Source organism: Ramlibacter pallidus, assembly GCF_015070875.1.
Lineage (GTDB): Bacteria > Pseudomonadota > Gammaproteobacteria > Burkholderiales > Burkholderiaceae_C > Ramlibacter > Ramlibacter pallidus.
The window spans coordinates 466,699-492,931 of record NZ_JADDIV010000002.1 but is presented as its reverse complement, the minus strand read 5'-3'; the positions used below and the strand labels follow the sequence as shown (position 1 = coordinate 492,931).

25 protein-coding genes are annotated in these 26,233 nt (G+C 70.8%); 14 read left to right on the top strand and 11 right to left on the bottom strand.

The window, feature by feature from the left end:
- Positions 1-104 precede the first annotated feature (104 nt).
- From fba to IM787_RS07295, 3 genes are all read left to right on the top strand, one after another.
- Positions 105-1,169: a class II fructose-bisphosphate aldolase gene (gene fba / locus IM787_RS07305; protein ID WP_193675978.1), complete on the top strand. Its 1,065-nt coding sequence runs from the start codon at positions 105-107 to the stop codon at positions 1,167-1,169.
- Between the two features lie 66 nt (positions 1,170-1,235).
- Positions 1,236-2,141, top strand: coding sequence for a phosphoribosylaminoimidazolesuccinocarboxamide synthase (locus tag IM787_RS07300; protein WP_193675977.1), 906 nt, complete (start codon positions 1,236-1,238; stop codon positions 2,139-2,141).
- Between the two features lie 55 nt (positions 2,142-2,196).
- Positions 2,197-2,622 carry a hypothetical protein gene (locus IM787_RS07295; RefSeq protein WP_193675976.1) on the top strand — a complete coding sequence of 142 codons (426 nt, stop codon included), beginning with the start codon at positions 2,197-2,199 and terminating at the stop codon, positions 2,620-2,622.
- On the opposite strand, the gene trxA is transcribed toward IM787_RS07295, so the two are convergent.
- On the bottom strand, positions 2,619-3,512 hold the full coding sequence (gene trxA, locus IM787_RS07290) for a thioredoxin (protein WP_193675975.1): 894 nt from the start codon (positions 3,510-3,512) through the stop codon (positions 2,619-2,621). The two genes, IM787_RS07295 and trxA, sit on opposite strands and share 4 nt — an antisense overlap.
- 57 nt (positions 3,513-3,569) lie before the next feature.
- On the opposite strand from trxA, the gene purE reads away from it, so the two are divergent.
- The 4 genes from purE to IM787_RS07270 all read left to right on the top strand — a co-directional run bounded on the left by purE (position 3,570) and on the right by IM787_RS07270 (position 7,247).
- The gene (gene purE / locus IM787_RS07285; RefSeq protein WP_193675974.1) at positions 3,570-4,070 is read left to right on the top strand and encodes a 5-(carboxyamino)imidazole ribonucleotide mutase; all 501 of its coding nucleotides are present in this window, start codon (positions 3,570-3,572) and stop codon (positions 4,068-4,070) included.
- A complete protein-coding gene (locus IM787_RS07280) occupies positions 4,067-5,233 on the top strand; it encodes a 5-(carboxyamino)imidazole ribonucleotide synthase (RefSeq protein WP_193675973.1) in 1,167 nt (388 codons plus the stop codon). Before purE ends, IM787_RS07280 begins: the two co-directional genes overlap by 4 nt.
- 4 nt (positions 5,234-5,237) lie before the next feature.
- Positions 5,238-6,227, top strand: a complete 990-nt coding sequence (locus IM787_RS07275; protein WP_193675972.1) for an L-threonylcarbamoyladenylate synthase — start codon at positions 5,238-5,240, stop codon at positions 6,225-6,227.
- A 63-nt stretch (positions 6,228-6,290) separates the two neighbouring features.
- Positions 6,291-7,247, top strand: a complete 957-nt coding sequence (locus IM787_RS07270) for an SGNH/GDSL hydrolase family protein (RefSeq protein WP_193675971.1) — start codon at positions 6,291-6,293, stop codon at positions 7,245-7,247.
- Here the strand turns inward: IM787_RS07270 and IM787_RS07265 are convergent.
- Positions 7,231-7,506, bottom strand: coding sequence for a SemiSWEET transporter (locus tag IM787_RS07265; protein WP_193675970.1), 276 nt, complete (start codon positions 7,504-7,506; stop codon positions 7,231-7,233). The two genes, IM787_RS07270 and IM787_RS07265, sit on opposite strands and share 17 nt — an antisense overlap.
- A gap of 4 nt (positions 7,507-7,510) precedes the next feature.
- Complete coding sequence (gene dacB / locus IM787_RS07260; protein WP_227494158.1) at positions 7,511-8,902, bottom strand: D-alanyl-D-alanine carboxypeptidase/D-alanyl-D-alanine endopeptidase; 1,392 nt, start codon at positions 8,900-8,902, stop codon at positions 7,511-7,513.
- A 56-nt stretch (positions 8,903-8,958) separates the two neighbouring features.
- Here dacB and tsaB point away from each other — a divergent pair, with 56 nt between their 5' ends.
- The 3 genes from tsaB to IM787_RS07245 are packed head-to-tail and all read left to right on the top strand — an operon-like array spanning position 8,959 to position 10,906.
- On the top strand, positions 8,959-9,681 hold the full coding sequence (tsaB, locus tag IM787_RS07255; protein WP_193675968.1) for a tRNA (adenosine(37)-N6)-threonylcarbamoyltransferase complex dimerization subunit type 1 TsaB: 723 nt from the start codon (positions 8,959-8,961) through the stop codon (positions 9,679-9,681).
- On the top strand, positions 9,678-10,142 hold the full coding sequence (gene rimI, locus IM787_RS07250; RefSeq protein ID WP_193675967.1) for a ribosomal protein S18-alanine N-acetyltransferase: 465 nt from the start codon (positions 9,678-9,680) through the stop codon (positions 10,140-10,142). The genes tsaB and rimI overlap by 4 nt, the downstream gene beginning before the upstream one ends.
- Positions 10,139-10,906 carry a uracil-DNA glycosylase gene (locus IM787_RS07245; RefSeq protein ID WP_354004367.1) on the top strand — a complete coding sequence of 256 codons (768 nt, stop codon included), beginning with the start codon at positions 10,139-10,141 and terminating at the stop codon, positions 10,904-10,906. The genes rimI and IM787_RS07245 overlap by 4 nt, the downstream gene beginning before the upstream one ends.
- On the opposite strand, the gene IM787_RS07240 is transcribed toward IM787_RS07245, so the two are convergent.
- The gene (locus IM787_RS07240; protein WP_227494216.1) at positions 10,903-11,847 is read right to left on the bottom strand and encodes a GlcNAc-transferase family protein; all 945 of its coding nucleotides are present in this window, start codon (positions 11,845-11,847) and stop codon (positions 10,903-10,905) included. The two genes, IM787_RS07245 and IM787_RS07240, sit on opposite strands and share 4 nt — an antisense overlap.
- 262 nt (positions 11,848-12,109) lie before the next feature.
- Here IM787_RS07240 and IM787_RS07235 point away from each other — a divergent pair, with 262 nt between their 5' ends.
- Complete coding sequence (locus IM787_RS07235) at positions 12,110-16,675, top strand: beta strand repeat-containing protein (RefSeq protein ID WP_193675965.1); 4,566 nt, start codon at positions 12,110-12,112, stop codon at positions 16,673-16,675.
- Between the two features lie 7 nt (positions 16,676-16,682).
- On the opposite strand, the gene IM787_RS07230 is transcribed toward IM787_RS07235, so the two are convergent.
- The 3 genes from IM787_RS07230 to purU are packed head-to-tail and all read right to left on the bottom strand — an operon-like array spanning position 16,683 to position 19,962.
- A complete protein-coding gene (locus IM787_RS07230) occupies positions 16,683-18,176 on the bottom strand; it encodes an FAD-linked oxidase C-terminal domain-containing protein (protein WP_193675964.1) in 1,494 nt (497 codons plus the stop codon).
- 53 nt (positions 18,177-18,229) lie between these two features.
- Entirely contained in the window at positions 18,230-19,099 is an 870-nt protein-coding gene (locus IM787_RS07225; RefSeq protein WP_193675963.1) for a LysR substrate-binding domain-containing protein, read from the bottom strand.
- Between the two features lie 14 nt (positions 19,100-19,113).
- Positions 19,114-19,962, bottom strand: coding sequence for a formyltetrahydrofolate deformylase (gene purU / locus IM787_RS07220; RefSeq protein ID WP_193675962.1), 849 nt, complete (start codon positions 19,960-19,962; stop codon positions 19,114-19,116).
- A gap of 83 nt (positions 19,963-20,045) precedes the next feature.
- On the opposite strand from purU, the gene IM787_RS07215 reads away from it, so the two are divergent.
- Positions 20,046-20,741 (top strand): DUF4197 domain-containing protein, encoded by a 696-nt coding sequence (locus IM787_RS07215; RefSeq protein ID WP_193675961.1) that lies wholly within the window; start codon positions 20,046-20,048, stop codon positions 20,739-20,741.
- Positions 20,742-20,807: 66 nt separating this feature from the next.
- Entirely contained in the window at positions 20,808-22,139 is a 1,332-nt protein-coding gene (gene aptA, locus IM787_RS07210) for an omega-aminotransferase AptA (protein WP_193675960.1), read from the top strand.
- A gap of 13 nt (positions 22,140-22,152) precedes the next feature.
- Here aptA and IM787_RS07205 read toward each other — a convergent pair whose 3' ends face one another.
- The 4 genes from IM787_RS07205 to IM787_RS07190 form a co-directional block, all read right to left on the bottom strand.
- Entirely contained in the window at positions 22,153-22,869 is a 717-nt protein-coding gene (locus tag IM787_RS07205; RefSeq protein WP_193675959.1) for a ChaN family lipoprotein, read from the bottom strand.
- An 88-nt stretch (positions 22,870-22,957) separates the two neighbouring features.
- Positions 22,958-23,230, bottom strand: coding sequence for a BTH_I0359 family protein (locus tag IM787_RS07200; RefSeq protein ID WP_193675958.1), 273 nt, complete (start codon positions 23,228-23,230; stop codon positions 22,958-22,960).
- 114 nt (positions 23,231-23,344) lie between these two features.
- Positions 23,345-24,031 (bottom strand): DUF3108 domain-containing protein, encoded by a 687-nt coding sequence (locus IM787_RS07195; RefSeq protein ID WP_193675957.1) that lies wholly within the window; start codon positions 24,029-24,031, stop codon positions 23,345-23,347.
- Positions 24,032-24,318: 287 nt separating this feature from the next.
- A complete protein-coding gene (locus tag IM787_RS07190) occupies positions 24,319-25,098 on the bottom strand; it encodes an IclR family transcriptional regulator (RefSeq protein ID WP_193676354.1) in 780 nt (259 codons plus the stop codon).
- A gap of 94 nt (positions 25,099-25,192) precedes the next feature.
- On the opposite strand from IM787_RS07190, the gene IM787_RS07185 reads away from it, so the two are divergent.
- Positions 25,193-26,221 carry a fumarylacetoacetate hydrolase family protein gene (locus IM787_RS07185; protein ID WP_193675956.1) on the top strand — a complete coding sequence of 343 codons (1,029 nt, stop codon included), beginning with the start codon at positions 25,193-25,195 and terminating at the stop codon, positions 26,219-26,221.
- Positions 26,222-26,233: the final 12 nt, after the last annotated feature.

The following is a 26,233-nucleotide window of genomic DNA, read 5'->3' as shown; positions in this document are numbered from 1 at the left end:
GGCCCGCGCCCCACGGCGCAAGGCTCAGCCGCTAAAATGCGACGAGTTACCAGGCGGTTACCAAGGCCGCCGGGCACCCCTCCGTCGTACCTCCAGGAACTGCCATGCCTCTCGTTTCCATGCGCGAACTGCTGGACCATGCCGCCGCCAACGGCTATGGCATCCCGGCCTTCAACGTCAACAACCTCGAACAGGTCCAGGCCGTCATGGAAGCGGCGAAGGAAACCAACGCGCCGGTGATCCTGCAAGCCAGCGCCGGTGCCCGCAAGTACGCCGGCGAGTCCTTCATCAAGCACCTGATCCAGGCGGCCATCGAGGCCTACCCGCAGATCCCGCTGGTGATGCACCAGGACCACGGCCAGAGCCCGGACGTGTGCAAGGGCGCCATCGAGCTCGGTTTCTCCTCCGTGATGATGGACGGCTCGCTCGAAGCCGACGGCAAGACGATCGCCAGCTACGACTACAACGTCGACGTGACCCGCAAGGTCGTCGACATGGCGCACCGGCTGGGCGTGACGGTCGAGGGCGAGCTCGGCTGCCTCGGCTCGCTGGAGACCATGAAGGGCGACAAGGAAGACGGCCACGGCACCGATGCCACGATGACGCGCGAGCAGCTGCTGACCGACCCCGAGCAGGCCGCCGACTTCGTCAAGCGCACGCAGCTCGACGCGCTGGCCATCGCCATCGGCACCAGCCACGGCGCCTACAAGTTCACCCGCAAGCCGACGGGCGACATCCTGGCGATCGACCGCATCAAGGAGATCCACCGCCGCATCCCCAACACGCACCTGGTCATGCACGGCTCCTCGTCGGTGCCGCAGGAGCTGCTGGCGATCATCCGCCAGTACGGCGGCAACATGAAGGAAACCTACGGCGTGCCGGTCGAGGAGATCCAGGAAGCGATCAAGCATGGCGTGCGCAAGATCAACATCGACACGGACATCCGCCTGGCGATGACCGGCGCGGTGCGCAAGTTCCTGGCCGAGAACCCGGACAAGTTCGACATGCGCGAATGGATGAAGCCGGCGCGCGAGGCCGCCAAGCAGGTCTGCAAGCAGCGCTACATCGAGTTCGGCTGCGAAGGCCAGGCCGGCAAGATCAAGGGCGAGAACCTGCAGGTCGTGGCGAAGAAGTACGCCCAGGGCGAGCTCGCCCAGACGGTGAACTGACCCCGCTTCGCACTTGGCGATAATGGACGGCCCGCGCCTTGCGGGCCGTTTCGCTTTGCACGCCGCATGACCGCCGCCCTCCACACCTCCCACATCGCCTCGCTGCCGCTGCTCGCGCGCGGCAAGGTGCGCGACAACTATGCGGTCGGCAGCGACCGCATCCTGATGGTGGCCAGCGACCGCCTCTCGGCCTTCGACGTCATCATGGGCGAGCCCATCCCCGGCAAGGGCGAGATCCTGACGCAGATGGCGCTGTTCTGGTTCGGCCGCCTGGGACACGTCTGCCCGAACCACCTGACGGGCGAGGCCCCCGAAAGCGTGGTGACGCCGGCCGAGGTGCCGCAGGTGCAGGGCCGCTCGATGCTCGTCCAGCGCCTGAAGCCGATCCTGGTCGAGGCGGTCGTCCGCGGCTACCTGGCCGGCAGCGGCTGGAAGGAGTACCAGGAGAGCCGGTCGGTCTGCGGCGTCAAGCTGCCGAACGGCCTGAAGAACGCCAGCAAGCTGCCGGAGCCGATCTTCACGCCGGCCGCCAAGGCGGCCTCGGGCCACGACGAGAACATCCCGTACGAGAAGGTCGTGGAGATGATCGGGCCGCAACTGGCGGAGCAGATCCGCGAGACCAGCATCCGCATCTACCGCGAAGCGGCCGACTACGCCCTGACCAAGGGCCTGATCATCGCCGACACCAAGTTCGAGTTCGGCCTCGACCCGCAGGGCCGGCTGGTGCTGATGGACGAGGTGCTGACGCCGGACTCGTCGCGCTACTGGCCGGTGGAAGGCTACGAAGCGGCGTTCGCCCGCGGCGAGAACCCGCCGAGCTACGACAAGCAGTTCGTGCGCGACTGGCTGGAACAGGTCAAGGTCGACGGCAAGCCCTGGGACAAGACGCCGCCGGCGCCGCACCTGCCGCAGGAAGTGATCGCGAAGACCGCGGCCAAGTACCGCGAGGCGCTGCAGCGGCTGACCTCCTGAGTTGCCGGATGTAAAGGCCCGCGCCGAGCGCCGGCCTGCGCGCTATGCTGGTTCGATGCGCACGAACCGCCTCTTCCTCCTCGCCGCCGCGGCGCTGCTGGGCGCCCCGGCGTTCGCGCAATCCGAAGCGCAATGCATCGTCGCCGGCCGCCTGAGCGACGCCCGATGGGCGCCGCGGCTGGCCGGCGTGCAACTGCTCGGCGGCGATGGCCGCGTCGTGACCGCCGCGAGCCGCGAAGCGCTCGCCGCAGTGAAGCAGGCCCGGCTGGCGCAGCCGGCGCTGCTTTCGCGCTGCGACGGCGATGCGCCTCTCTTCCAAGCGGACGGCGAGGCGCCGGGCCGCAGGACGCAGGTGCCGGCCGTCGCCGCCGGCACGGTCGAAGTGGAAGGCGTTGCCTTCCCGAAACTGCGCACCGGTGGGGAGCTCGTGGAGCTGCGCGTGCGCGTTCCCGCGCAGCGCGTGGTGATGGTGACCCGCTAGCTCAGCACCACGGACGACAGCCGGCGACGGTACGTCGCCACCGTCGGGTCGTCCGGCGGGATCTGTCCTTCGGCCACCTTCGGCTTCGGGGGCTCGATCACTTCCAGGATGGCGATGTAGGTCTTGCGCGCCAGGTCCTCGTTCCAGGCCTTGTCGCGCATCAGGATCTCCAGCAGCTCGTCCATCGCGGCGGTCCACTGCTGCTGCGCGAACAGCAGGCGGGCGCGGTCGAAGCGGGCCTGGAAGTCCCGCTTGTTCGCGGCAATCTTCGCATCGAGCTCGGCGGCCTTCGGCTGGCTGGCCGCGAAGGACAGCGCGTCCAGCCAGCGCGCCAAGGCGTCGACGCGGCGCACGACGGCGGCCTTGTTCGCCACCGGCTCGAAGGCGCGGCGTGCATCGTCCTCGCGGCCGGCGAGCAGCAGCGCCTTGACGTAGTCGAAGCGGGCATCGTCGTTGGCCGGGTCGGTCGCCACCGCGTGCTGCAGCTTCTCCAGCTGCGCGGCGGGATCCAGGGCGGCGGGCTCCTCGAGCGCGGCTTCCTCCGCCTCTTCGTCCTCGGGCGCGAGGGCCTGCACGTGCTTGTCCAGGAATTCGCGGACCTTGCCTTCCGGCAGCGCGCCCATGAAGCCGTCCACCGGCTGGCCGTTCTTCAGCAGGATGACCGTCGGGATGCTGCGGATGCCGAACGCGCCGGCGAGCTGCTGCTCCTCGTCGGAGTTGATCTTGACCAGCTTGAAGGCGCCGCCGTAGGCGACCTCCAGCTTTTCGAGGATGGGACCGATCGCCTTGCAGGGCCCGCACCAGGGCGCCCAGAAGTCCACCAGCACCGGCTGGGTCAGGGAGGCGGCGATGACCTCCTGTTCGAAGTTCTCGATGGTGACGTCGATCATGCCGGCTCCCTCCGGGCGGAAAAGTAAAATCGGGGCTTCTTCGGGGATTCTATGGACATGAGCACCGTGACAGTCGGGGTCGTGATGGGCTCCAGCAGCGACTGGGACACCCTGCAGCAAGCGGTGCAGATTCTCCAGGAATTCGGCATCCCGCACGAGGCGAAGGTCGTCTCGGCGCATCGCATGCCGGACGACATGTTCGCTTACGCCGAGGCGGCCGCCGGCCGCGGGCTGAAGGCCATCATCGCCGGTGCCGGCGGCGCCGCCCACCTTCCCGGCATGCTCGCCGCGAAGACGACGGTCCCCGTTTTGGGCGTCCCCGTGGCGAGCCGGCACCTCCAGGGGGTCGATTCGCTGCACAGCATCGTGCAGATGCCCAAGGGCATCCCGGTGGCCACCTTCGCCATCGGCGCGGCCGGCGCGGCCAATGCGGCGCTGTTCGCGGTGGCCATGCTGGCCGGCCACGACGCCGCGCTGCGCGCGAAACTCGAGGCGTACCGTGCCCGGCAGACCGAAGCCGCCCGTGCCATGAGCCTGCCCCCCCGGGATCCCGCATGAGCGGACCGAAGGTGCTGCTCCCCGGGGCGACGCTGGGGGTGATGGGCGGCGGACAGCTCGGGCGCATGTTCGTGCACGCGGCGCAGCGCATGGGCTACTTCACGGCGGTGCTGGACCCGGACGAAAGCAGCCCCGCCGGACGCGTGAGCCACCACCACGTGCGCGCGGACTACCTGGACGAGATCGGCCTGGCCACCCTGTGCGGGCACGCGCAGGCGATCACCACGGAATTCGAGAACGTCCCCGCCGACGCGCTGGCGCGGCTGGCGCAGCACCGCGACGTCGCGCCGGGGGCGGCGGCGGTCGCGATCGCGCAGGACCGCGCGCTAGAGAAGGCGCACTTCGTGCGGTGCGGCGTCGACTGCGCGCCGCATGCCGTGGTCACGAACGAGGAAGAAGTCGCCTCCGTCGACGACGACCTGCTGCCGGGCATCCTGAAGACGGCGCGGCTCGGCTACGACGGCAAGGGCCAGGCGCGCGTGCGCACCCGCGCCGAACTGCGCGCCGCCTGGGAGCAGCTCGGGCGCGCGGACTGCGTGCTGGAGAAGTTGCTGCCGCTGGCCTTCGAATGCTCGGTGGTGGTGGCGCGCGGCCACGACGGCGCGATGGTGCACCTGCCGGTGCAGCGCAACCTGCATCGCGAAGGCATCCTGGCCGTGACGGAAGTGCACGAAGGCTGCATCCCCGACGCCCAGGCCCATCGCGCCATCGCCGCCGCGCGCCGGATCGCCGACGGCCTCGACTACGTCGGCGTGCTGTGCGTCGAATTCTTCGGCCTCGAGGACGGCTCGCTGGTCGTCAACGAGATGGCACCGCGCCCGCACAACAGCGGCCACTGGAGCATGGATGCCGCGGATGTCTCCCAGTTCGAGCTGCAGGTGCGCACCCTGGCGGGGCTGCCGCTGGTGCAGCCGCGCCAGCACAGTGCCGCGGTCATGCTGAACCTGCTGGGCGACCTGTGGTTCGCCAGGGGCGCTGCCGAGGCGACGCCGGACTGGGCCGGCGTGCTGGCCCTGCCGGGCGCGCACCTGCACCTGTACGGCAAGCTGTCGGCCCGCAAGGGCCGAAAGATGGGCCACCTGACGCTGACGGGCCCGACACCGGCAGCCGCGCGCGAGACCGCGCTCGCGGCGGCGCGGCAGCTCGGGATCGCGACGTTCTGACGCCATGATCCTGAACGGCGCCCAAGAGGCTTCGGTGACGCAGGCGGCGCAGCTCCTCGCGGGCGGCGGCCTGGTCGCCTTCCCCACGGAGACCGTCTACGGGCTCGGGGCCGACGCCGGCAATGAAAGCGCGGTGGCGAAGATCTTCGCGGCCAAGGGCCGGCCCAGCGACCACCCCTTGATCGTGCATGTCCCCGATGCCGCCGCCGCCGAAGCCTTCGCGGCGGAGGTCCCGCCCGTGGCGCGGCGGCTCATGCAGGCGTTCTGGCCCGGACCCCTGACGCTGATCCTGCGCCGCCGCCCGGACGTCGGCGCGGCCGCCGCCGGCGGACAGGATTCGATCGGGCTGCGCTGTCCCGCGCACCCGGTCGCGCACGCGCTGCTGCTCGCCTGCGCCGGGGCCACGCCCCCGGTCCGCGGCCTGGCGGCGCCGAGTGCCAACCGCTTCGGCCGCGTGAGCCCCACCACCGCGCAGCACGTCGCCGCGGAGTTCGGCGGGGACCTGCTGGTGCTCGATGGCGGCGCGACGCCCGTCGGCATCGAATCCGCCATCGTCGACTGCACCCGCGGCGCGCCCGTGTTGCTGCGGCCGGGCACGCTGGCGCGCAGCCGGATCGAGGCCGCGTGTGGAGAGCGGCTGTGGCTGCCCGAGGAGCGGCCCGACGCCGCGCCCCGGGCATCCGGCACGCTCGAGTCCCACTATGCGCCCGACGCCAAGGTGCGCCTCATGGATGCGAAGAGCCTCCAGACGGCCCTCGACCTGCTCGGCGCCGATGCGGCCGGCATCGCGGTCTATGCCCGCAGTGCCCTGCGCAGCCGCTCGCGCCACCACCGCCGCATGCCGGACGACGCGGCGGAAACGGCGCGCCAGCTGTTCGCCGTGCTGCGCGACTTCGATGCGCAGGGCGTCAAGCTGATCTGGGTGGAGACGCCGCCGGCCGACCCCGACTGGGACGGCGTGCGCGACCGCCTGCAGCGGGCGGCCGCCGGATAGCCCTTTACCACCCCTTGACCGGCGGGTCGCTAAACTCGCCGGTTTCACCCGGAGAGAACTTCCATGGCATCTCAGTGGTTGCGTCGCGGCTGGCTCGTGGCCGGCGCGTCCGCCCTGCTGCTGGCCGCTTGCGGCGGCGGCAGCGTCGAATCCGAATTCACCCCCAGCCGGATCGTCGCGTTCGGCGACGCGATGGCGGACCTGGGCCAGAACGGGTCCCGGTACACCGTCAACGACGGCTCGGTCAACAACTGGACCCAGTTCGTCGCCGACTCGTACGGCCGGCCCCTGGCGGCGTCCTCCGCCGGCGGGTACTCCTATGCGACCGGCAACGCGCGCGTGGTGGCCGAGCCGGACGCGGGCGGTCTCACGAGCACGCCGACCGTCAAGGAGCAGATCGACACCTTCCTGGCCACCGCCACGCCGACGGCGCTGGACCTGGTGATCGTCAATGCAGGCACGTCCGACCTGATCGTGCAGGCGGAGGCGGCCCGCTCGGGCGCGCAGACGCGCGATCAGATGATTGCCGCCGTGGAGCTGGCCGCGCGCGAGCTGGCCGCGCAGGTGCGCCGCCTGGTGAACGCGGGCGCGACGCACGTCGTCGTGGTGCCGCCCATCAACCTCGGCCGTACCCCCTGGGCGGTGGAGACCGGCGAAAGCACCCTGTTCGAGACCGCCACGCGCGAGTTCAACACCGAGCTCCTGGTGCGCCTGGAAGACCTGGGCGACAAGCTGCTGTACGTGGACGCCGAGCGCGAGTTCAACGTCTACTACTCGAACGCGGCGGGCTACGACCTGGGCGTGGTGACGGTGCCGGCTTGCACGTCCATCGATTCCGGGGATCCGGACACCGGCATCGGCACCGGCGGCGGCCAGGTGGACTCGAGCGAATGTGGCGCCGGCGACGTGCGCGAGAGCACGTACAACCGCTACCTCTTCGCCGACCGCGTGTATCCCACGCCGCATGCGCACCGCCTGTTCGGCGACTTCGCGCAGGCCCGCATCAAGGAACGCTGGTAGTCCGCTCCGCATTGCGGTAGCGCAGTTTCATCGCGAGGATCACGCTGGCCAGCGTCAGCGTGATCGCATTGGCCACGATGATGGGCCAGGCGCCCTGCAGCACGCCGTAGGCGAGCCACAGCGCCACGCCGAGGGTGAACACGCTGTACATCCCGAGCGAGATGCCGCGCACGTCGCGCGTGCGGAAGGTGAGCCAGGCCTGCGGCATGAAGCTGCAGGTGGTGAGGGCGGCGGCGAAGTAGCCTACGAGTTCGGTCATGCGGTCACGGTTGGCGCGCGGCCCATTCCACCAGCGCCTGGATGGCCGGGCGCACCGCGCCGGCCTTGCGGTGGTTGGCGATCGCGACGAGCACGTAGCGGCGGCCGCCGGGCCCGTGCACGTAGCCGGCCACGCCGGTGACCTCGTTCAGGCTGCCGGTCTTCAGGTGCGCCAGTCCCACGTTCTGCCGCTGGCGCCGCAGCGTCCCGTCCAGCCCCAGCGCGGGCAGCGAGGCCACCAGGTCGGGCATCAGCGGCGAGGCCCAGGCGCCCTGCAGCATCTGCGCGAGCTGCCGCGCCGAGATGCTTTCCGTGCGCGACAGGCCGGAGCCGTTGTCGGTGACGGGCGGTTCCCCGCCGAAACGGTCGCGCCACCAGGTCCGCAGCAGCTCGCGCGACCCTTCCAGGGTGCCCGAGCCGCGCAGCTGCAGCGACAGCGTGAGGAACAGCTGCTGCGCCATCACGTTGTTGCTGAACTTGTTGATGTCGCGCACCACTTCCGCCAGCGGCGGCGAGGCGAACTCGAATGCGGGCGCCACGCCGGCCGGCGCGAGGCCCTCGCGCACGCCTCCGCGCAGCTGCCCGCCGATGTCGCGCCAGGTGGCGGCGACGGCCCGCGCGGCGTAACCCCCGGCATCGGGGAAGGCGAGCTGCCAGACGCGCTCGCCGCAGGACGCGCGGAACGCGCCGCCGAAGCGCACTTGCGCCGGGTTGCGGAAGTCGGCCTGCAGCGGCGTGATCCAGTCGCCGCACTCGCCGCCCGCCAGCGGCACCGTGGCGGGCCACTGCACGTCGGCCAGCGCGGGCTCCGCCCGCACCCGAGCCGTCCCCGCCTCGGGCGTGAAGGTGAGCGTCACGGTCTTGAAGTTCACCAGCAGCGCGTCGGGCCCCACGTTGTAGGGCCGCAGCGGCTCGCCGTCGAACGCCGCCGGGTCGCGCGCCGGCACCGCGAACGCGCTGCGGTCCAGGACGATGTCGCCGGCGATGGAGCGCACCCCGGCCGCCTGCACCCGGCGCAGCAGCAGCCAGAGGCGCTCGATGACGAGCTTGGGGTCGCCTTGGCCCTTGATGACGAGGTTGCCGTACAGCACGCCGTCGCGCACTGGCCCGTCGAAATAGACGGGCGTCGACCAGCTGAAGGTGGGGCCCAGCAACTCCAGCGCCGCGTAGGTGGTGGTCAGCTTGGTGATCGACGCCGGGTTCACCGGGACGTCCGCCCGGTGCGCGAGGCGCGGCGTGCCGCCTTCCGCGGGCGCGACCAGCAGCGTCACGGCCTCGCGCGGCAGGCCGGCCTCGGCCAGGGCCGCTTCCACTTCGGGCGGCAGGCGCTGTGCGCCGGCGGACGCCGCGGCAAGGGCCAGGAGGCAGCAGGCGATGCGGAACCGGCGCAGGGGCATGCGCGCCATTATGGGTCGGCGAAGCTTCGATAATGGCGGACTGCCCCGGGACTTCCGTGAACCTGCTCGCCTTCGACACCAGCACCGAAACGCTCTCCGTCGCCGTCCGCGCGGGCGCCGCGGGGCCGTTGTTCGAACACGCCGGCCCCGGCGGCGCGCAGGCGTCGGCCGCGCTGATCCCGGCCATCCAGGACCTGCTCGCCCGCGCCGGCTTGCGGCTGGCGCAGCTGGATGCGATCGCGTTCGGGCGCGGGCCCGGCTCGTTCACCGGCTTGCGGACGGCGACGGCCGTGGCCCAGGGCCTTGGCTTCGGCAGCGGCGTCCCGGTCCTGCCGATCGACACCCTGCTGGCGGTGGCCGAAGAGGCCCACGGCCGTTGCGGCGCCCAGCGGGTCGTTGCATTGCTCGATGCGCGCATGGACGAGGTCTATGCGGCCGCCTACGAACGCGATGGCGGGGGCTGGACGCAGCGCCGGGCGCCAGCCCTGCTGCGGCCGGAAGCGGTGGAGGCGCCCGCGGGCTGGACGCTGGCCGGCAACGCCGTCGAGCTGCATGCGGCGCGCCTGCCGGCGGGGATGCCGCGCTGCGCCGTCCTTCCCACGGCCCGGGCCCTGCTGCGGCTGGCGCCCGCCGCCCTCGCCGATGGCACCGCCCACGAGGCCGCCCGGGCCCTGCCGCTCTACGTGCGGGACAAAGTGGCGCAAACTACCGAGGAGCGCGCGGCCGACCGCGCGCGCAAGGACATGCTGCGCGGCACGGCCGCGGCGGGAATGCCATGAGTGCAGTCTTCCGGACGATGGAAGCGGGCTTCGAGCCCATGACCGAAGCCCGCCTCGACGAGGTGGTGGCGGTGGAGCGCCGCGCCTATGCGCATCCCTGGACGCGCGGCAATTTTGCGGATTCGCTGCGGTCCGGCTACGAAGCGCAGTTGCTGTGCGCCGGGGAGGTCCTCATCGGCTACTTCGTGGCCATGCGGGGCGTCGACGAAGTGCACCTCCTGAACATCACGGTGGACTCGGCGTACCAGGGTCAGGGCTGGGGCCGTGTCATGCTCGACGCCCTGGCGCTGTGGTCGCGCGGCCAGGGCGCGCAGTGGCTGTGGCTGGAAGTGCGCACCAGCAACGTCCGCGCGCAGCACGTGTACCAGCGCTACGGCTACCGCCGCGTCGGCGAGCGGCGCAACTATTACCCGGCGGAGCAGGGCCGCGAGGACGCCATCGTGATGAGCTACAAGCTGTGAGCCTGGCCCTCGACGCGCGCCAGCGGGCCATGCTGGAAGAGATGGGAGTGAGGGTCTTCGACCCCCGCTCCTGCGGGCGGACCGCCGTCACCTCCCCTGCGCCGCCCCGACCAGCGGCGGCGATGGCCGACGTGCGGCCGGCAGGATCCATGCAGGCGCCCGTGCCGATCCCCGTGGAAGTGGTAGCGGCGGCGCCTCGGGCGACGTCGGAGGTCGATGCCCTCGGATGGGACGAACTGCAGCAAGCAGTGGCGGAGTGGGCGAATGCGCGCGGGCGCCGGGCCGTCTTCGGCATCGGGGACCCCCGGCCCGACTGGTTGTGCATCGGCGAGCCGCCGGTGGAGGACGAGGAACGCGAAAGCCTGCCGTTCGCCGGCGACGCCGGCAAGCTGCTGGACAACATGCTGGCGGCGGTCGGCGCCGGCCGCCGCAAGGGCGCCTACCTCACGAACGTGCTCAAGTGCCGGCTGCCGCAGGACCGGTCGCTGGAAGCGGAAGAGGTCGCGCAATCGCTCGCCTTCCTCCGCCGCCAGGTCGCGCTGCTGCAGCCGCGCGTGATCCTCGTGATGGGTCGCTTCGCGGTGCAGGCCGTGCTGCAGAACAACGAGCCGCCGGGGCGCCTGCGCGGGCAGGTGCATCGCTTCGAGGGTGTCCCGGTGGTGGTGACCTTCCATCCGGCCTTGCTGTTGCGCACGCCGGCCGACAAGGGGCGGGCCTGGGCCGACCTGTGCCTGGCGCGCTCGCTCTTGCTCGAGGCGCCCTAGGGGAGCCGGGGGGTGAACGCGCGCGGTGCCAGGGTGCGCGCCGCGTAGTCGATCCCGCAGAAGTCCGCATACGCCGCCAGCGTGCGCGCCGAGCCCAGGCCGTAGACGCCGAGATCTTCGCCGGCGACCAGCGCCGCCAGCCGTGCGCGCGAGCGCTGCTCCAGGCTCCACCAGCCGGTCTGCCGCAGGGCATCGTGGGCCGCGTCCCAGTGCAGCGGCCGCGGCGGCGCGCCCGAGCCCGGATCGTTGTACAGGTGGTGGATCGGCAGGCCCGGGACGTGGAACAGGTCCCAGCCGTGCGTGTAGAGGCGCAGGGCATAGGCCTGTTCCTCGCCGTGGAAGTACAGCCAGGGGTCGTAGGGCAGCTGCTGCGCGATCCGGCCGGGCGCGAACAGGCAGCCGGCGCCCACGTGGAAGGCGGGCAGGGCCACGCTGCTCTGAACCGGCTGCGCCTCGAAGGAGAGCACCGGGTGGTCGGTCGCGAAGGTGGTGCCGGGCCTGAGCACCTGCGCCAGCACGCCCGATGCGGTGGGCTGGCGCACCGGTTGTCCGTCGACGAAACGGAACGCATCCGGGTAGGTCGTGAGCACGAGGTCGCGCGCCGGCGCGCCGAGTTCCTGCGCCTGCGCCACCAGGCGCTCGTCCCAGCCGGGATCGAAGTCCATGTGCGAATCGAGCTGCAGGAACCACGCCTCGCCGTCGTAGAGCGACATCGCGATCGCGCGGGCCCAGCAGGGTCCCCGGGCGTCGGCGACGTCCAGCTGCACCTGGCTCAGGCGGGCGCCGCCCGTCGGGAGGAAGGGGCGCGGGCTGCCTGCCGGGGACTGGTCGACCACGCCGAAATGCAGGCCGGCGGGGTCGGAGGCCATGGCCGCGGCCCGTTCCAGCGTGAACGGCAGGACGGGGTCGCAGTAGGAGGCGATGCTGACGAAGATGCCCATGGACACTTGCGCCGGATGGTAGCAAGTGCTTCCGCCCGCGGCGGGTGCGCCCGAGCGTGATGGATGCCGCATTCGCGTGTATTGCATGCGGCGGTTCACCCCGCGGGCAGATTGCGACCCCTGTAACGCTGTGCTACCGTCGAAACACCATAGGGGGCATGCCGCACCACCAGCCGGTGGGTTGCGGCAGCCGTGTTTGCATCAGGGGAGTTCCGGACGGGAAACGGCGCCACAGCCGTTCACGTTCGCAGGAGCACAAGCAATGTCCACCGTTCGTCACCGGTCCGTCCGCATCGCGCGCCCGGTCGCCTCCAGCCCGGCGGTCGCCGGCTTCCGCCCCGCGGGCGCCGCGCTCGCGGTCGCCGCCGCCTTCGTCCTCCAGCCGCTCGCCGCCCAGGCGCAGCCGAGCGGCGCGCAGGTCATCCACGGGCAGGCCAGCTTCGCGCGCAACGGCAACACGCTGTCGATCACGACGCAGAACGGCGCGGGCACCAACCACTCCGCGATCAACTGGCAAAGCTTCTCGGTGCCCACCGGCAGCGTGACGCACTTCCACCAGCCGTCCGCCACCAGCACCTCGATCAACCGCGTGATGGGCCCGGACCCGTCGGCGATCTACGGCACCCTCAGCTCCAATGGCCGCCTCGTGCTGGTCAACCCGTCCGGCATCGCCGTCGGCCCGGGAGCGGTGGTCGACACCGGCGGCTTCACCGCCTCCACCCTGAAGATGTCGGACGCGGATGCGCTCGCGGGCCGCCTGCGCTTCGGCGGCAATGCCGGCGGGCTGCTGCAGGTGGATGGCCGCATCGTCGCGCGCAACGGCGACGTCGTGCTGATCGCGCCCAAGGTCCAGACGGGCGCCGGCGCGCTGGTCGAGAGCAACGGTTCCACGATCCTGGCCGCCGGCGGCAAGGTGGAGATCACCGGGCGCGGGCTGGAAGGCATCCACATGGAGGTGCAGGCGGGCAACGAAGCCGTGAACCTCGGGACGCTGAAGGGCGATGCGGTCGGCATCTTCGCGCAGACGCTCAAGCACAGCGGCCTGGTCCAGGCCGAAGCGGTCACCGCCGAAGGTGGCAAGGTGGTCCTCAAGGCCATCGGCGGCGACGCGCTGGTCGACGGCCGCATCGTGGCCGCGGGACCGGGTTACCGGGGCGGCAGCGTGGACGTCCTCGGCAACCGCGTGGCGCTGCTCGCCGGCGCATCGGTGGAAGTCAGCGGCCAGCTCGGTGGCGGCCAGGTGCGAATCGGCGGCGACTACCAGGGGGCAAACGCGGCGGTGCCGAACGCACGCCGCACCTATGTCGACGCGAACGCGCGCATCAGCGCCGATGCCATCGTCGGGGGCGACGGCGGCCGCGTGATCGTCTGGGCGGATGGCGACACCCGCATGCACGGCCAGATTTCCGCGCGTGGCGGTGCCGGTGGCGGCGACGGCGGCTTCGCCGAGGTGTCGGGCAAGGAACACCTCGCCTTCACCGGGCGCGCCGACCTGCGCGCACCCAAAGGGCGGAACGGTACCCTGCTGCTCGACCCCAACGACCTCGTGATCGAGGTGACGGGCCCGACCGACACCTCCGTGAGCACCGGCTCGACCTTCTCGAGCACCGCCAACGGCACTTCGAAGATCAAGGAATCCGACCTCGAGGCGCAACTCGCCCTCTCCGACGTGCTCGTGATGACCAACCCGAGCGCCACCGGCGGCACCGGGCTGATCACCGTGGCCGACGGCGTGAACGTCGAGTGGGCGAACAACAACACGCTGGGCCTGCAGGCGGACGGCAGCATCGACCTGCAGGGCAGCTTCACCAACACCGCGGGGACGGCCACCCTCTCCCTGCATGCGATCAACGGCAACATCACGCAGAACAGCGCGACGAGCGTGATCAACCTGTCCTACCTGCAGGTGAACGCCGACAACGGCGCGGTCGCCCTGGAAGGCAACAACCTGGTCGACGTGGTCGGCATCCAGGCCTCGGGCGGCACGAACGGCGCTTCGTTCAAGAACGCGCAGTCGGTCACCATCGGCTCGGTGGGCAGTGCCTACGGCGCGACGGCGGTCGGCATCATCGCCGCGGGCGACGTCAAGGTCAGCACCACGGCAGGCGACATCCAGGTGCTGCCGGGCAACGACGTCACCGGCGCCAACGTCACGCTCGATGCGGCCCAGGACCTGCAGATCCAGACCGCCACGGTGAGCGCCAGCGGTGACATGACGCTGAAGGCCGGCCGTGACGTGATCGTCGGCACGGTGGCCGCGGCGGCCACCACCAGCACCACCGTCTATGCGGGCGGCAAGCTCCTCGTGCAGTCCGGGCGCGACGTGGTCGCCAGCAACGGCGGGTCTCCGAATGCCGCCTATGCCTATTTCTACGGCGGCGGCGGGCTCGGCAAGGGCATCGACTTCCAGGTGGGCCGCGACGCGCAGTTCAACCAGCACACGTCGCTGCAGGGGAATTCCTCGCCCGTGAAGGTCGTTGCAACGGGCAGCATCCTCGGCAGCGTGTTCGTCGGCACGGACGGCAGCGCCTCGGCGGACGGGCTTGAGGGCGCCGTGACGCTGGTCGCGCAGACGGGGAACGTCCAGTTCGGCACCATCTCCACCTACGGCAATTTCTCGTCACCGCACGGTGGCAACGTGACGGTGACGGCCGCCAACGGCACCGTCAGCGGCGGCCAGATCAGTGCCCAGGGATACGGGTTCGGTTCCGCAGGAGGCGGGGACGGCGGCCGGGTCGACGTCACCGCGGGCGGCACGATCGACCTGGGCTACGTCTACAGCTACGGCGGCAGCCACTCGGTGGCCGCGGGCAAGGGCGGCATGGTGACCCTCGTCGCCGGCAGCGGCATCACGGTGGAAGGCATCGACGTCTCCGGCGGCAGCGGCGAGTATTTCTCGTCGGCGCCCGGGCCCGGTGGCATGGGCGGCACCATCTCCGTCACGGCGAACAGCGGCGACATCGACATCGGCTATGCGCTGCTGCAGGGCGGCGGCGGTGCCGGCGGTGCCAAGGGCGGCGACATCACCGTCACCGCCAGCGCCGGCAACGTCCGCATCGAGACGATCGACGCCTCCGGCGGCTATTCCCAGACCTCGGCGCCCGCGGGCAACGGCGGCAAGGTCGTCGTGGCGGCATCGGGCGACATCACCCTGGCGCCGCAGGACGATGGCGAGTCGTCCACCTTCATCGCCATCCGCTCGGACGGCGGGGACAACTACGACGGGCAGGCCGGCAACGGCGGCCGCGTGGAACTCAAGGCCGGCGGCAACATCGTCCTGGTGTCGCCGCCCCTCGAGGAGGAGGTCCTCGTGGCCGCGATCGAGGCGCCGCCCTTCACGGCGGTCTCCGTGTCGGCCGTCGGCGGCTGGGGGATGACCGCGGGCACGGGCGGCAGCGTCGTCGCGGAAGCGGGCGGCTCCATGAACATGGGGCTGGTCGAGGCCTATGGCGGCGCCGGCTCGGCGGGCGCCGGCGGCGCGGGCGGGCAGGGCGGCGATGTCACGCTGCGCTTCGGCAATGCCATCACGGACACCATCGTGGTCGCCGGCGGCGGCCAGGGCGACTACGGCACCACCGGCGGCACGGGCGGCAAGGGCGGCACGATCAAGCTGGAACGCACGGGCAGCGGCGACATGGTGCTCGACGACACCGTGTGGCTGGTCGCCGAAGGCGGCCAGGGCGGCGATTCGACCGCGAACGGCGGCACGGCGGGCGCCGGCGGCCAGGGCGGCAGCATCGAGCTCCTGGCGTCCGCGGGACGCGTTGTCCTGCGCAGCCCGATCATCGTCGCCGAAGGCGGCGAAGGCGGCACGAACGCGGACGCCACCGCGACCGGCGCGAAGGGCGCTCTCGGTACGCTGGCGGCCATGGGCACGTCGGTGGAAGTGGAAGCTCCGTTCATGCTCAACGCGATCTGGAACAACAGCTCCAACGTGCACATCCGGGGCGCAGCGGTGACCGGCAACGGGGCCTTCAGCAACCTGAGCGACCTGTTCCTCTACGGCGCCGCCAGCATCAACGTCTCGCTCGGGGTCGAGAACAAGGGACGGCTCACCAGCTTCGGCGACAACCTGGTGAACCTGACGGAGAACCACGGCACCGTGGAGGTCGTGGCCGGCAGCCGCCTGAGCACGCCGGGATTCCTGAGCAACAAGGGCACCCTCAAGGTCGACGGCCGGCTCGAGACCGGCACGCCGTCGACGCCCAGCGAGCCGCCCAGCGAGGTGCTTTCCGCCGTCCCGACGGTGTCGGGCGCGACCTTCGTCAACGAGTCCACCGGCGTGCTGACCGGCAACGGCACGATCGCCGTGGACAACGGCAATGGCCTCGTCAACAACTTCGGCACCATCAACGCCGGCAGCATCGGCGGCACGGGAACGCTGACCATCGAAGGCGCGCTGGCGATGCAGTCGGGCAGCACGCTCGGGGTGGACCTGGAATCGACGACCAACTTCGACGTCGTGAAGGTGACCGGCACCGCGGCGACCGGCGGAACCGTGGCCGTGAACCTGCTGCCGGGCGGGGGCTTCCTGCAGGGCGACAGCTTCGCCGTGATCCAGGCGGGCAGCCTCGACGCTTCCACGCTGCCTGCGGTGAACAAGCCCGAGCTGACGGCCGCCGCCAGCGGCAGCAACCTGGTGCTCGTGGCGCAGGCTGCGGTGCTGCCCGGCAACTCGGCGGAGACGATGGAGGTGGGCAACCAGGTCGTGCAATTCGCCAACCTGTTCGTCCAGGAGTCCGAGCAGCAGCGGCTGGACGAAGTGCGCGAGAACCGGATCGGCCGCGACGACATCGTCGTGACCGACACGTCCTGCCTCCCGCGCTAGGACCGTCTCAGTAGCGCGGCAGGTCGGGGTGGGCGATGCGCCCGCCCCGCACCAGCATCTTCCCGTACTCGGCGCAGCGGTTCAGGGTGGGCACCACCTTGCCCGGGTTCAGCAGGCCGGCGGGGTCGAAGGCCGCCTTGAGCGCGCGCATCTGCTCCAGCTCCTCGCCGCTGAACTGGACGCACATCGAGTTCAGCTTCTCGACGCCGACGCCGTGTTCCCCCGTGACGGTGCCGCCCATGGCGACGCTGGTCTCCAGGATGTCGGCGCCGAACAGCTCGCAGCGGTGCAGCTGGTCCGCATCGTTCGCGTCGAACAGGATCAGCGGGTGCAGGTTGCCGTCGCCCGCATGGAACACGTTGGCGCAGCGCAGGCCGTACTTCTTCTCCATCTCCTGGATCGCCAGCAGGATGTCGGCCAGCCGCTTGCGCGGGATGGTGGAGTCCATGCACATGTAGTCCGGGCTGATGCGGCCCGAGGCGGGAAAGGCGTTCTTGCGGCCGCTCCAGAAGCGCAGGCGCTCGGCTTCGTCGCGGCTGACCGAAAGCGCGGTCGCGCCGGCGTTGCGCAGCACCGCGCTCATGCGCCCGATCTCCTCCTCCACCTCCTCGGGCGTGCCGTCGCTCTCGCACAGCAGGATCGCTTCGGCCGTGAGGTCGTAGCCGGCGTGCACGAAGTCCTCCACCGCCGCCGTCATCGGCTTGTCCATCATCTCCAGGCCCGCAGGGATGATGCCGGCCGCGATCACCGCGGCCACCGCGTCGCCCGCCTTGCGCACGTCGTCGAAGCTGGCCATGATGCAGCGCGCCAGCTGCGGCCTGGGCACGAGCTTGACGGTCACCTCGGTGGCGACCGCCAGCATGCCCTCGCTGCCGACCAGGATGGCGAGCAGGTCGTAGCCCGGGATGTCCAGGGCGTCGCTGCCGAACTCCACCGGCTCGCCTTCCGCGGTGAAGCCCCGCACCTTCATCACGTTGTGCACGGTCAGCCCGTACTTCAGGCAGTGGACGCCACCGGAGTTCTCGGCCACGTTGCCGCCGATCGTGCAGGCGATCTGGCTGGAAGGATCGGGCGCGTAGTAGAGCCCGTAGGCCGCCGCGGCCTCGCTGATGGCCAGGTTGCGCACGCCGCACTGGACCACCGCCGTGCGCGAGACCGGGTCCACCTTGCGGATGGCGTTGAACTTGGCCAGCGACAGCGTGACGCCCAGTCCGTGCGGCATCGCCCCGCCGGACAGCCCCGTGCCGGCGCCGCGCGCCACCACCGGCACGCCCAGCGCGTGGCAGGCCTTCAGCACCGCCTGCACCTGGCCCTCGGACTCCGGCAGCGCCACCACCAGCGGCCGCTGCCGGTAGGCCGTCAGGCCGTCGCATTCGTAGGGCGTGGTTTCTTCCGCGTGCCACAGCAGCGCGCCCTGCGGCAGCAGCGGCTGCAGGGCCGCCACGACCTGCGACTGGCGTTCGGCGCGATCGAGGACGGCGTTGTCGGCGGGGGCGTTCATGCGGCCATTGTGGCGCGCGGCGCGGCCATCGGGGCTGAAATAAATTCGGGCCGCTACGCCAGGCTTTTCCTCAGCCAGTCGGCGAAAGCCGCGCACTCCCAGCGGTCCATCGTGCCCGTGCGCCAGCACAGGTAGTGCGCATGCGGGCTCGGCACGTTGCGTGCCGAGACGCGCTCCAGCGTGCCGTTCTCCAGCCAGGGCTGGCCGAGCTTCAGGCGCACCAGCGCGACGCCGAGTCCCTGCGCCGCGGCGTCGCACATCAGCCCGATGTCGTTGAAGGACGATCCCTCGGCGGGCTCGGGCGCGTCGATGCCGTGCGCGAGGAACCACGTGCGCCACGGCTCCAGCGGGCTCTTGATCAACTTCGCCGCCAGCAGCTCCTGCGGCGTGTCGAAGGGGCCGTGCTCGCGCAGGTAGGCCGGCGCGGCCAGCGGCGTCACTTCGTCGGTCAGCAGGCACAGGTGTTCGACGTCGGCGTAGCGGCCGGTGCCGAAGCGGATCATCAGGTCGGCGTCCTCGGCGACCACGTCGAGCAGCGGGATGGAGACCTGCAGCGTCAGGTCGACTTCCGGATAGGCCTCGGTGAAGCCCCGCAGCCGCGGCATCAGGATGGACCGCGCGAAGGTGGGCGTCACCGCCACGCGCAGCTTGCGCTTGCCCGCGCCGCCGTCGCGGCCCGGAAAGCGGCCCAGCACCGCCAGCCCCTCGCGCACGTGCGCCAGGTATTCGCTGCCCTCGGTGGTCAATGAGAAATCGCTGCGGCCGAACAGCTTGGTGCCGAGGATCTGTTCGAGTTGCCGCACGCGATGGCTCACCGCGCTGGGCGTCACGCAGAGTTCATCCGCCGCCAGGGACACCGAACGCAGCCGGGCCAGTGCCTCGAACGTCAGCAGGCACTGGATCGGCGGGATGCGCACGGCCATGCCTTGCCCGGCCGCTAGCGGAAGATCACCGTCTTGTGGCCGTTGATCAGCACGCGGTGCTCGCCATGCCACTTCACGGCGCGCGCCAGCACCATGCTTTCGGTGTCGCGGCCCTGGGCCGTGAGGTGTTCGACCGTGTAGCCGTGGTCCACGCGCGCGACGTCCTGCTCGATGATCGGGCCTTCATCGAGGTCGGCCGTCACGTAGTGCGCGGTCGCGCCGATCAGCTTCACGCCGCGGTCGTGCGCCTGGTAATAGGGCTTCGCGCCCTTGAAGCTGGGAAGGAAGCTGTGGTGGATGTTGATCGCGCGGCCGGCGAGCTTGCGGCACAGGTCGTCGGACAGGATCTGCATGTAGCGCGCGAGCACCACCAGGTCGGCGCCTTCCGCCTCGATCACCTCGTACTGGCGCGCCTCCGCCTGCGCCTTCGTCGCGGCCGTCACCGGGATGTGGTGGAACGGGATGTTGTAGCTGGCCGCCAGCTGGTAGAAGTCGCGGTGGTTGGAGACGATCGCGCGGATGTCCAGCGGCAGCAGCCCGCTCTTCCACCGGAACAGCAGGTCGTTCAGGCAGTGGCCCTCGCGGCTGACGAAGATCACCGTGCGCATCGGCTGGGTGGAGTCGTGCAGCTTCCACTGCATCTGGAAGCCTTCGGCGAACAGGCGCAGCTGCGTGCGCAGGTCGTCCTGCGTCAGCTGCCCGCACGCGAAGCGCACGCGCATGAAGAACAGCCCCGTGTCGTGGTCGTTGTACTGGGCGGCTTCCTCGATGTTGCCGCCGCGTTCCAGCAGGAAGCCCGAGACGGCGTGCACGATGCCCGGGCGGTCCGGGCAGGACAGGGTGAGGATGTAGGCGGTCGACATATCCGTGCAATTGTCGCAGGGGCGCGATGGACGCGCCCGGCCGGATGTGCATGATCGGGGGATCGCCACTTCCGGTCCGCTGCATGCAACGCCGCCGCTTCGCCTCCGCCCTCCCCATGTTCGTCCTCGCGCCGCTGGCGGCGCCCGCTTCCGCGCAGGGGCTGGCCGGCATCAGCGACGTCGACGCCAGCCGGGGGCTGAAGACGGCCCTGGAAACGGGCGCGATGGCGGCGGTCAGGCTGCTGGGGCGGCCGGACGGCTTCCTGGGCAACCCGCAGGTGCGGATCCCGCTGCCCGGGTACCTGAAGGATGCGGCCAAGATCCTCAGCGCCATCGGCCGCCGCCGCGAGGTGGAGGAACTGGAAACCGCCATGAACCGCGCCGCCGAGAACGCCGTGCCCATGGCGAAGAAGCTGCTGGCCGATGCCGTGCGGACCATGACCGTGCAGGACGCCAAGCAGATCCTCACCGGCGGCGAGACCTCCGTCACCACCTTCTTCGCGGACCGCACGCGCCAGCCGCTGTCGGCGTCCTTCCTGCCGGTCGTGCGCCAGGCCACCGCCAAGGTGCAGCTCGCCGAGAAGGCCGACCAGCTGGCGAAGAAGGCCCAGGCCTTCGGGCTGGTGCGGATGGAAGACCCCAGCATCGACCACTACGTCACGCGCAAGGCGCTCGACGCGCTGTACCTCGTCATCGGCGAGGAGGAGCGCAAGATCCGGCGCGACCCGGTGGGCACCGGCAGCGCGCTGCTCGGGCGGGTGTTCGGCGCGTTGCGCTGAGCACTTTCGGCCGGCTGGCAGCCGGCGCCGATCGGCGCAAAATGGGGGCTCCTCGCAGGAGCACCCATGGGATTCAACGACCTCAACATGGACAGCCACTGGCTGCCCTTCACGCCGAACCGCCACTTCCGCAAGGAACCGCGCGTCTTCACGGGCGCCGATGGCATGTTCTTCACCACCCACGACGGCCGCCAGGTGATCGACGGGATCTCCAGCCTGTGGTGCGTGGGTGCCGGCCACAACCGAAAGCCGATCAACGAGGCCATCAAGAAGCAGCTGGACACGCTGGACTACGCGACGGCCTTCCAGGCCAGCAACGACCAGGCGTTCAAGGCGGCGGAGATGATCGCCGCGATGGCGCCCGGCGATCTGAACAAGGTGCTGTTCTGCAACTCGGGCTCGGAGGCGGCGGACACTTCGCTGAAGGTGGCGCTGGCCTACCACCGCGCGCGCGGTGAAGGCCACCGCAACGTCTTCATCGGCCGCGAGAAGGGGTACCACGGCGTCGGCTTCGGCGGCATGAGCGTGGGGGGCATCCCGGCGAACCGAAAGGTGTACGGCACGGCGCTGCTGCCGCGCGTGGACCACATGCGCTTCATCCACGACCCGGCCAACGCCTTCATCCACAACGAGGAGCCGGTGTCGCAGGAGGACTACCTGCTGGAGCTGGAGAACCGCATCCTGCCGCTGCACGACCCGAGCAACGTGGCCGCGATCATCGTGGAGCCGGTGGCGGGCTCGGCCGGCTGGTACCTGCCGCCCAAGGGCTACCTGAAGCGCCTGCGCGAGATCTGCGACAAGCACGGCATCCTGCTGATCTTCGACGAGGTGATCACGGGCTTCGGCCGCATGGGCACCAACTTCGGCGCCGACTTCTACGGCGTCGTGCCGGACATGCTGAACTTCGCCAAGGCGGTCACCAACGGCGTGATCCCGATGGGCGGCGTGATCTGCCGCGACAAGATCTACGACACGATGATGAAGACCGATGCGCCGCAGCACGTCATCGAGTTCTTTCACGGCTACACCTACTCCGGCCATCCGGTGGCGTGCGCCGCGGCGATCGCCACGCTGGAGCTGTACCGGAAGGAAGCGCTGTTCCCGCGCGCCGCCGAGATGGGCAAGGTGCTGGGCGACGCGTTCCACTCGGCGTTCAAGGGCCTCCCCAACGTCGTCGGCATCCGAAGCCTGGGCCTGGCCGCGGCGGTGGAACTGGCGCCGATCGCCGGCACGCCCGGCAAGCGGGCCTACGACATCTACCTGGATTGCTTCCGCAAGGGCGCGCTCGTGCGGCCCGCCGGCGACGTCGTGGTGATCGCGCCTTCGTACATCGTGGAGAAGCAGCACATCGACCAGCTGGTGAACACGCTGGCCGATTCGATCCGGGCGAACGCCTGAGCGGACGGCGGCGCTAGCGCCGCTGCATCTGCCGCCGGAACTCCGCGCAATAGTCCTTGCCGGTGTCCTCCGGCGGCAGCACTTCCGGTTTCACCCGCAACGCGCGCGGCAGGTGGCGCGGCACGCCGAGCTCCGGGTCGACGTGGCCCGCCCCCGCGATCAGGACGACGGTGCCGTCGCTCCGCGCGAGCGCGGCGAGGGTCTGCGCCATCGCGACATCGCGGGCGACCTGCACGCGCGTCATGGGGGTCACCTGGCCTTCCGGCAGCATGTCGCAATGGCCCTTGCGGATCGCCTGCTGCTGCGCCTTCTGCGCAGGACCCGGCAGCAGGGTGTCGAGCGACGTGTCACCCATGGCCTGCCGCATCTGCGCGCGCGGCAGGTTCGCGCCAGCCACCGGCACGCCGGCGCGCACCGCCGCCATGATGGCGGGCGCATAGCGTTCCCAGGGCCAGCCGCCGTCCGTGTTCCAGCCGAGGGCCTCGCGCACCTGCGCTTCGCTGGCGCCCGGCGGCAGGCCGGCCGTGGTGGTGCCGCGGTCCGCCATCTCCAGCGCCACGGCACGCAGACGTCCTGCCCGCGCGAGGCGGGTCACCCGCTCTTCCTGCAGGGCAGGATGGGCGACGGCGTCGTGCTGCTCGCCAAGCAGCAGCACATCCGTGGCGGATTCGTGGGGGAGGAGCGCGCAGCCGGAGAGCAGCAGGCTGGCGAGGAGCGGTCGGATCGGCATCGGCCGATCGTAGCGGGCGGCCTGGCGTGGGTGCGCGGGGAAAAGAGAAGCGCCGGGGGCTGCGTGCCCAACCCCCGGCGTGGAGAAATCAATGGATGACGAGCGGGTTCTGCGCCAGTTCGGCATAGCCGTCCAGCGTCTCTTCCACCTCTTCCTGGGTGGGGGTGTTCAGTTGCCAGGCGTTGATCTGGCGCTGGAAGGCGTCCGCCCACGAACCGTCGAGGTAGACCTCCTTGTTGGAGCGCTTGTCGACGATCTCGAAGCCATGCCGCACCAGTTGGGGGTGCGCCTCGCCCTCCGCGGGCTCATTGGCCTGCAGATGCACCACCACGAAAGAATCGGAGTCATAAAGCATTTGCATGATCTATTCCTTTTGCCTTTAGCTGGCTGCGGGCGCTCCGATTCAAGTGTGCCACTCGAGGTGGAATCCGCAGGCAGGCCGGATTGGCCATGGATCCAATGTACGGGGGGCCGCCTAGCGGGACCTGTCGGTTGAGGCCCAGCGCTGTTCGACCGCCCCACCGTCCGGGGCTGTCAGACGCCAGCGCACCGGGGCGTAATCCATGCGGGGCGCGAGCCACAGTTCCACGCGCTGGTCGTACTCCCGCCGCGGGTCCTTCTGCAGCTTGAGCGCGCGCACCGGCCCGCCCGGGAGTACCAGGTCTTCCTCGCCTTGCACGGTGAACGTCCACGGCTCCGCGTCGCGCGTGCCCGCCGTCGGCACCTCGATGGGCGTCCCTTGCACGAACCGCGCCGGATCGCCCGCCACCAGGGCGGCGAGCTGCAGCACCACGCTCAGGCGGTCCTGCATGCCTTGCGCCAGCGCGGCTTCGGGCCGGTTGCTGCTGAAGACGACGCGGTCCTGCGCGCGGTCGAAGTGCGTGGCCTGTTCCCCGCGGTAGCGGTCCGAGAAGTAGCCGGGCTCCAGCCCCTGCGCGGTGATGCGGCCCGTGCTGCGCTGGACCCGGCCGCGGAAGCCCGGCGCGGTGAGCTCGAGCCGCGCTTCGTAGTCCTGCCCATCGTGTGTCCAGTCGAGAAGCGCCTGCCCGGTCAGCGTCGCGCCGCGGGAGTGGACCACGAGTTCATAGTGCAGCCGCGCGGGCGGGGACACGGCGACCTTGGCGGGAACCGCGACAGGTTCCGTCGGGAGCGCCGCAGGCATGGACGCGACCGCCGGGGCCGCGTCTCGAGGGCTTCGCCGGCTGCCCCCGCGTCGTGCGACGGCCGCGCGAGGGCTGGCAACGGACGCGGAAGGCGGGGCGACCTGTGGGGGCGCTTCCGCGACCGGCGCGGTGACCGCCGGCGACGCCACGCTGCGGGTGCGGAAACGAAGGTCCTCGCGCGGCGGCGCGACGCGATTAGGCCCGGCCTGCAGGAGCAGGACGTGCACGACCGCCACCAGCACCGTGAGCGGCAGGAGCCGCGGCCACGGGCCGGTGGGGCCGGGGTTCATCCCCGGTGGCCCAGGTCGCTGGAGAGCTGCGCCGCCGCCTCGCGCAGCGGCCTTTCCACCGCGCCGCCGAAGGCGGCGTCGAAGACGCCGGCCGGGCCGAGCGCGACCATGCCCAGGGCCATGTGGCCGTCCGAATCGAACACCGGCACGCAGAAGCCGACGATGCCGGGCAGCACGGAGTCGACCACGCGCGACGACCCGCGCGCCCGCACCTCCTCGAGCAGCGCGCGCGCTTCCGCGAGGGTGGACGGCACGTCCTTGCGCCCCTGCTTCTGCGCCCGGGCGATCTCGTCCTTCAGCATCGGCGTGATCGCATCGCGCGGCGCGTGGGCGGCGAAGCACTGCCCGGTGGCGGAGGTGAGCAGCGGCATCACGTCACCGAGGCGCAGGTTGACGGTGACCGCGGTCGGCGACTCTTCCCAGTGGATGATCGTCGGGCCGTGGTTGCCCCAGACGGCCAGGGCCAGCGTGTGGCCGATCTCCTCCATGAGCAGGGTGACGCGCTCGCGCGCGAGCTTCACGGCATCCAGCCGCGACAGCGAAGCCAGCCCGAGTTTCAGCGCGGCGGGGCCGAGGTCGTAGCGGGTGCTGGCGGCGTCCTGCACCACCAGCTGCAGGCGCTGGAAGCTCACGAGGTAGCGGTGCGCCTTGGCCGCGCTCATGTTGGCGGCGCGCGCCAGGTCGCGCAGCATCAGCGGGCCCTCGGCTTCGCCGAGCACCTGCAGCAGCGCGAAGCCGACCTCGACCGACTGGATGCCCGCCCTTTCCTTCAGCACCGCGACCATCCACTAGAATTACGTTTAGGTAAATTCATTTCACAATGCGTAATGTCCGCGGGACTCTAGCGCATCCGGAAACGGGGGGCAATCGATGAAGCTTGCGACGTACAGGGACGGCTCGCGCGACGGGCAGCTGGTGGTGGTCTCGCGCGACCTGCAGTCGGCCCATTATGCGACCGGCATCGCCGGGCGCCTCCAGCAGGTGCTGGACGACTGGAACTTCCTCGCCCCCCAATTGCAGGACCTGTACGACGCGCTGAACCAGGGCAAGGCGCGGCATGCCTTTCCGTTCGACCCGGCGCAGTGCATGGCGCCGCTGCCGCGGGCCTACCAGTGGGCCGACGGCTCCGCGTACATCAACCACGTGGAGCTGGTGCGCGCCGCGCGCAATGCCGAAGTGCCGCAGAGCTTCTACGAGGATCCGCTGATGTACCAGGGCGGCAGCGACGACTTCCTCGGCCCGCAGGAGGACGCGCATTTCCGGAACGAGGCGTGGGGGATCGATTTCGAGGCCGAGGTCGCCGTGGTCACCGGCGACGTCCCCATGGGCGCGACGCCCGACCAGGCGCTGGACGGCGTGCGGCTGGTGATGATCGCCAACGACTGGAGCCTGCGCAACCTGATCCCCAACGAACTCGCCAAGGGCTTCGGCTTCTTCCAGAGCAAGCCGGCCACCGCCTTCGGGCCCGTCGCGGTGACGCCCGACGAGCTCGGCGATGCCTGGCAGGGCGGGCGCGTGCACCTGGTGCTGCAAAGCAGCTGGAACGGCCGCAAGGTCGGGATGTGCGAGGCCGGCCCCGACATGACCTTCCACTTCGGCCAGCTGATCGCGCACGTCTGCAAGACGCGCAACGTGCGGGCCGGCAGCATCGTCGGCTCCGGCACGGTCAGCAACAAGGGCGTGGCGGGCGCGGGCGGCAAGACCGAGTGGCCCAAGGGCTACAGCTGCATCGCCGAGAAGCGCGCCATAGAGACGATCCAGGACGGCAAGCCCACCACGGAGTTCATGCGCTTCGGCGACACCATCCGCATCGAGATGAAGGGCAAGGACGGGCAGAGCGTGTTCGGCGCCATCGAGCAGAAGGTGGTCGGACCGCAGGGGTCGACGATCCCGGCGTAGGCCGGGATCAGG

Bases quoted from the DNA above. Each gene is read 5' to 3' on its own strand.
- fba (WP_193675978.1), top strand. From the start codon at position 105: ATGCCTCTCGTTTCCATGCGCGAACTGCTGGACCATGCCGCCGCCAAC.
- IM787_RS07300 (WP_193675977.1), top strand. From the start codon at position 1,236: ATGACCGCCGCCCTCCACACCTCCCACATCGCCTCGCTGCCGCTGCTC.
- IM787_RS07295 (WP_193675976.1), top strand. From the start codon at position 2,197: ATGCGCACGAACCGCCTCTTCCTCCTCGCCGCCGCGGCGCTGCTGGGC.
- trxA (WP_193675975.1), bottom strand. From the start codon at position 3,512: ATGATCGACGTCACCATCGAGAACTTCGAACAGGAGGTCATCGCCGCC.
- purE (WP_193675974.1), top strand. From the start codon at position 3,570: ATGAGCACCGTGACAGTCGGGGTCGTGATGGGCTCCAGCAGCGACTGG.
- IM787_RS07280 (WP_193675973.1), top strand. From the start codon at position 4,067: ATGAGCGGACCGAAGGTGCTGCTCCCCGGGGCGACGCTGGGGGTGATG.
- IM787_RS07275 (WP_193675972.1), top strand. From the start codon at position 5,238: ATGATCCTGAACGGCGCCCAAGAGGCTTCGGTGACGCAGGCGGCGCAG.
- IM787_RS07270 (WP_193675971.1), top strand. From the start codon at position 6,291: ATGGCATCTCAGTGGTTGCGTCGCGGCTGGCTCGTGGCCGGCGCGTCC.
- IM787_RS07265 (WP_193675970.1), bottom strand. From the start codon at position 7,506: ATGACCGAACTCGTAGGCTACTTCGCCGCCGCCCTCACCACCTGCAGC.
- dacB (WP_227494158.1), bottom strand. From the start codon at position 8,902: ATGCCCCTGCGCCGGTTCCGCATCGCCTGCTGCCTCCTGGCCCTTGCC.
- rimI (WP_193675967.1), top strand. From the start codon at position 9,678: ATGAGTGCAGTCTTCCGGACGATGGAAGCGGGCTTCGAGCCCATGACC.
- IM787_RS07240 (WP_227494216.1), bottom strand. From the start codon at position 11,847: ATGGGCATCTTCGTCAGCATCGCCTCCTACTGCGACCCCGTCCTGCCG.
- IM787_RS07235 (WP_193675965.1), top strand. From the start codon at position 12,110: ATGTCCACCGTTCGTCACCGGTCCGTCCGCATCGCGCGCCCGGTCGCC.
- IM787_RS07230 (WP_193675964.1), bottom strand. From the start codon at position 18,176: ATGAACGCCCCCGCCGACAACGCCGTCCTCGATCGCGCCGAACGCCAG.
- IM787_RS07225 (WP_193675963.1), bottom strand. From the start codon at position 19,099: ATGGCCGTGCGCATCCCGCCGATCCAGTGCCTGCTGACGTTCGAGGCA.
- purU (WP_193675962.1), bottom strand. From the start codon at position 19,962: ATGTCGACCGCCTACATCCTCACCCTGTCCTGCCCGGACCGCCCGGGC.
- IM787_RS07215 (WP_193675961.1), top strand. From the start codon at position 20,046: ATGCAACGCCGCCGCTTCGCCTCCGCCCTCCCCATGTTCGTCCTCGCG.
- aptA (WP_193675960.1), top strand. From the start codon at position 20,808: ATGGGATTCAACGACCTCAACATGGACAGCCACTGGCTGCCCTTCACG.
- IM787_RS07205 (WP_193675959.1), bottom strand. From the start codon at position 22,869: ATGCCGATCCGACCGCTCCTCGCCAGCCTGCTGCTCTCCGGCTGCGCG.
- IM787_RS07200 (WP_193675958.1), bottom strand. From the start codon at position 23,230: ATGCAAATGCTTTATGACTCCGATTCTTTCGTGGTGGTGCATCTGCAG.
- IM787_RS07195 (WP_193675957.1), bottom strand. From the start codon at position 24,031: ATGCCTGCGGCGCTCCCGACGGAACCTGTCGCGGTTCCCGCCAAGGTC.
- IM787_RS07185 (WP_193675956.1), top strand. From the start codon at position 25,193: ATGAAGCTTGCGACGTACAGGGACGGCTCGCGCGACGGGCAGCTGGTG.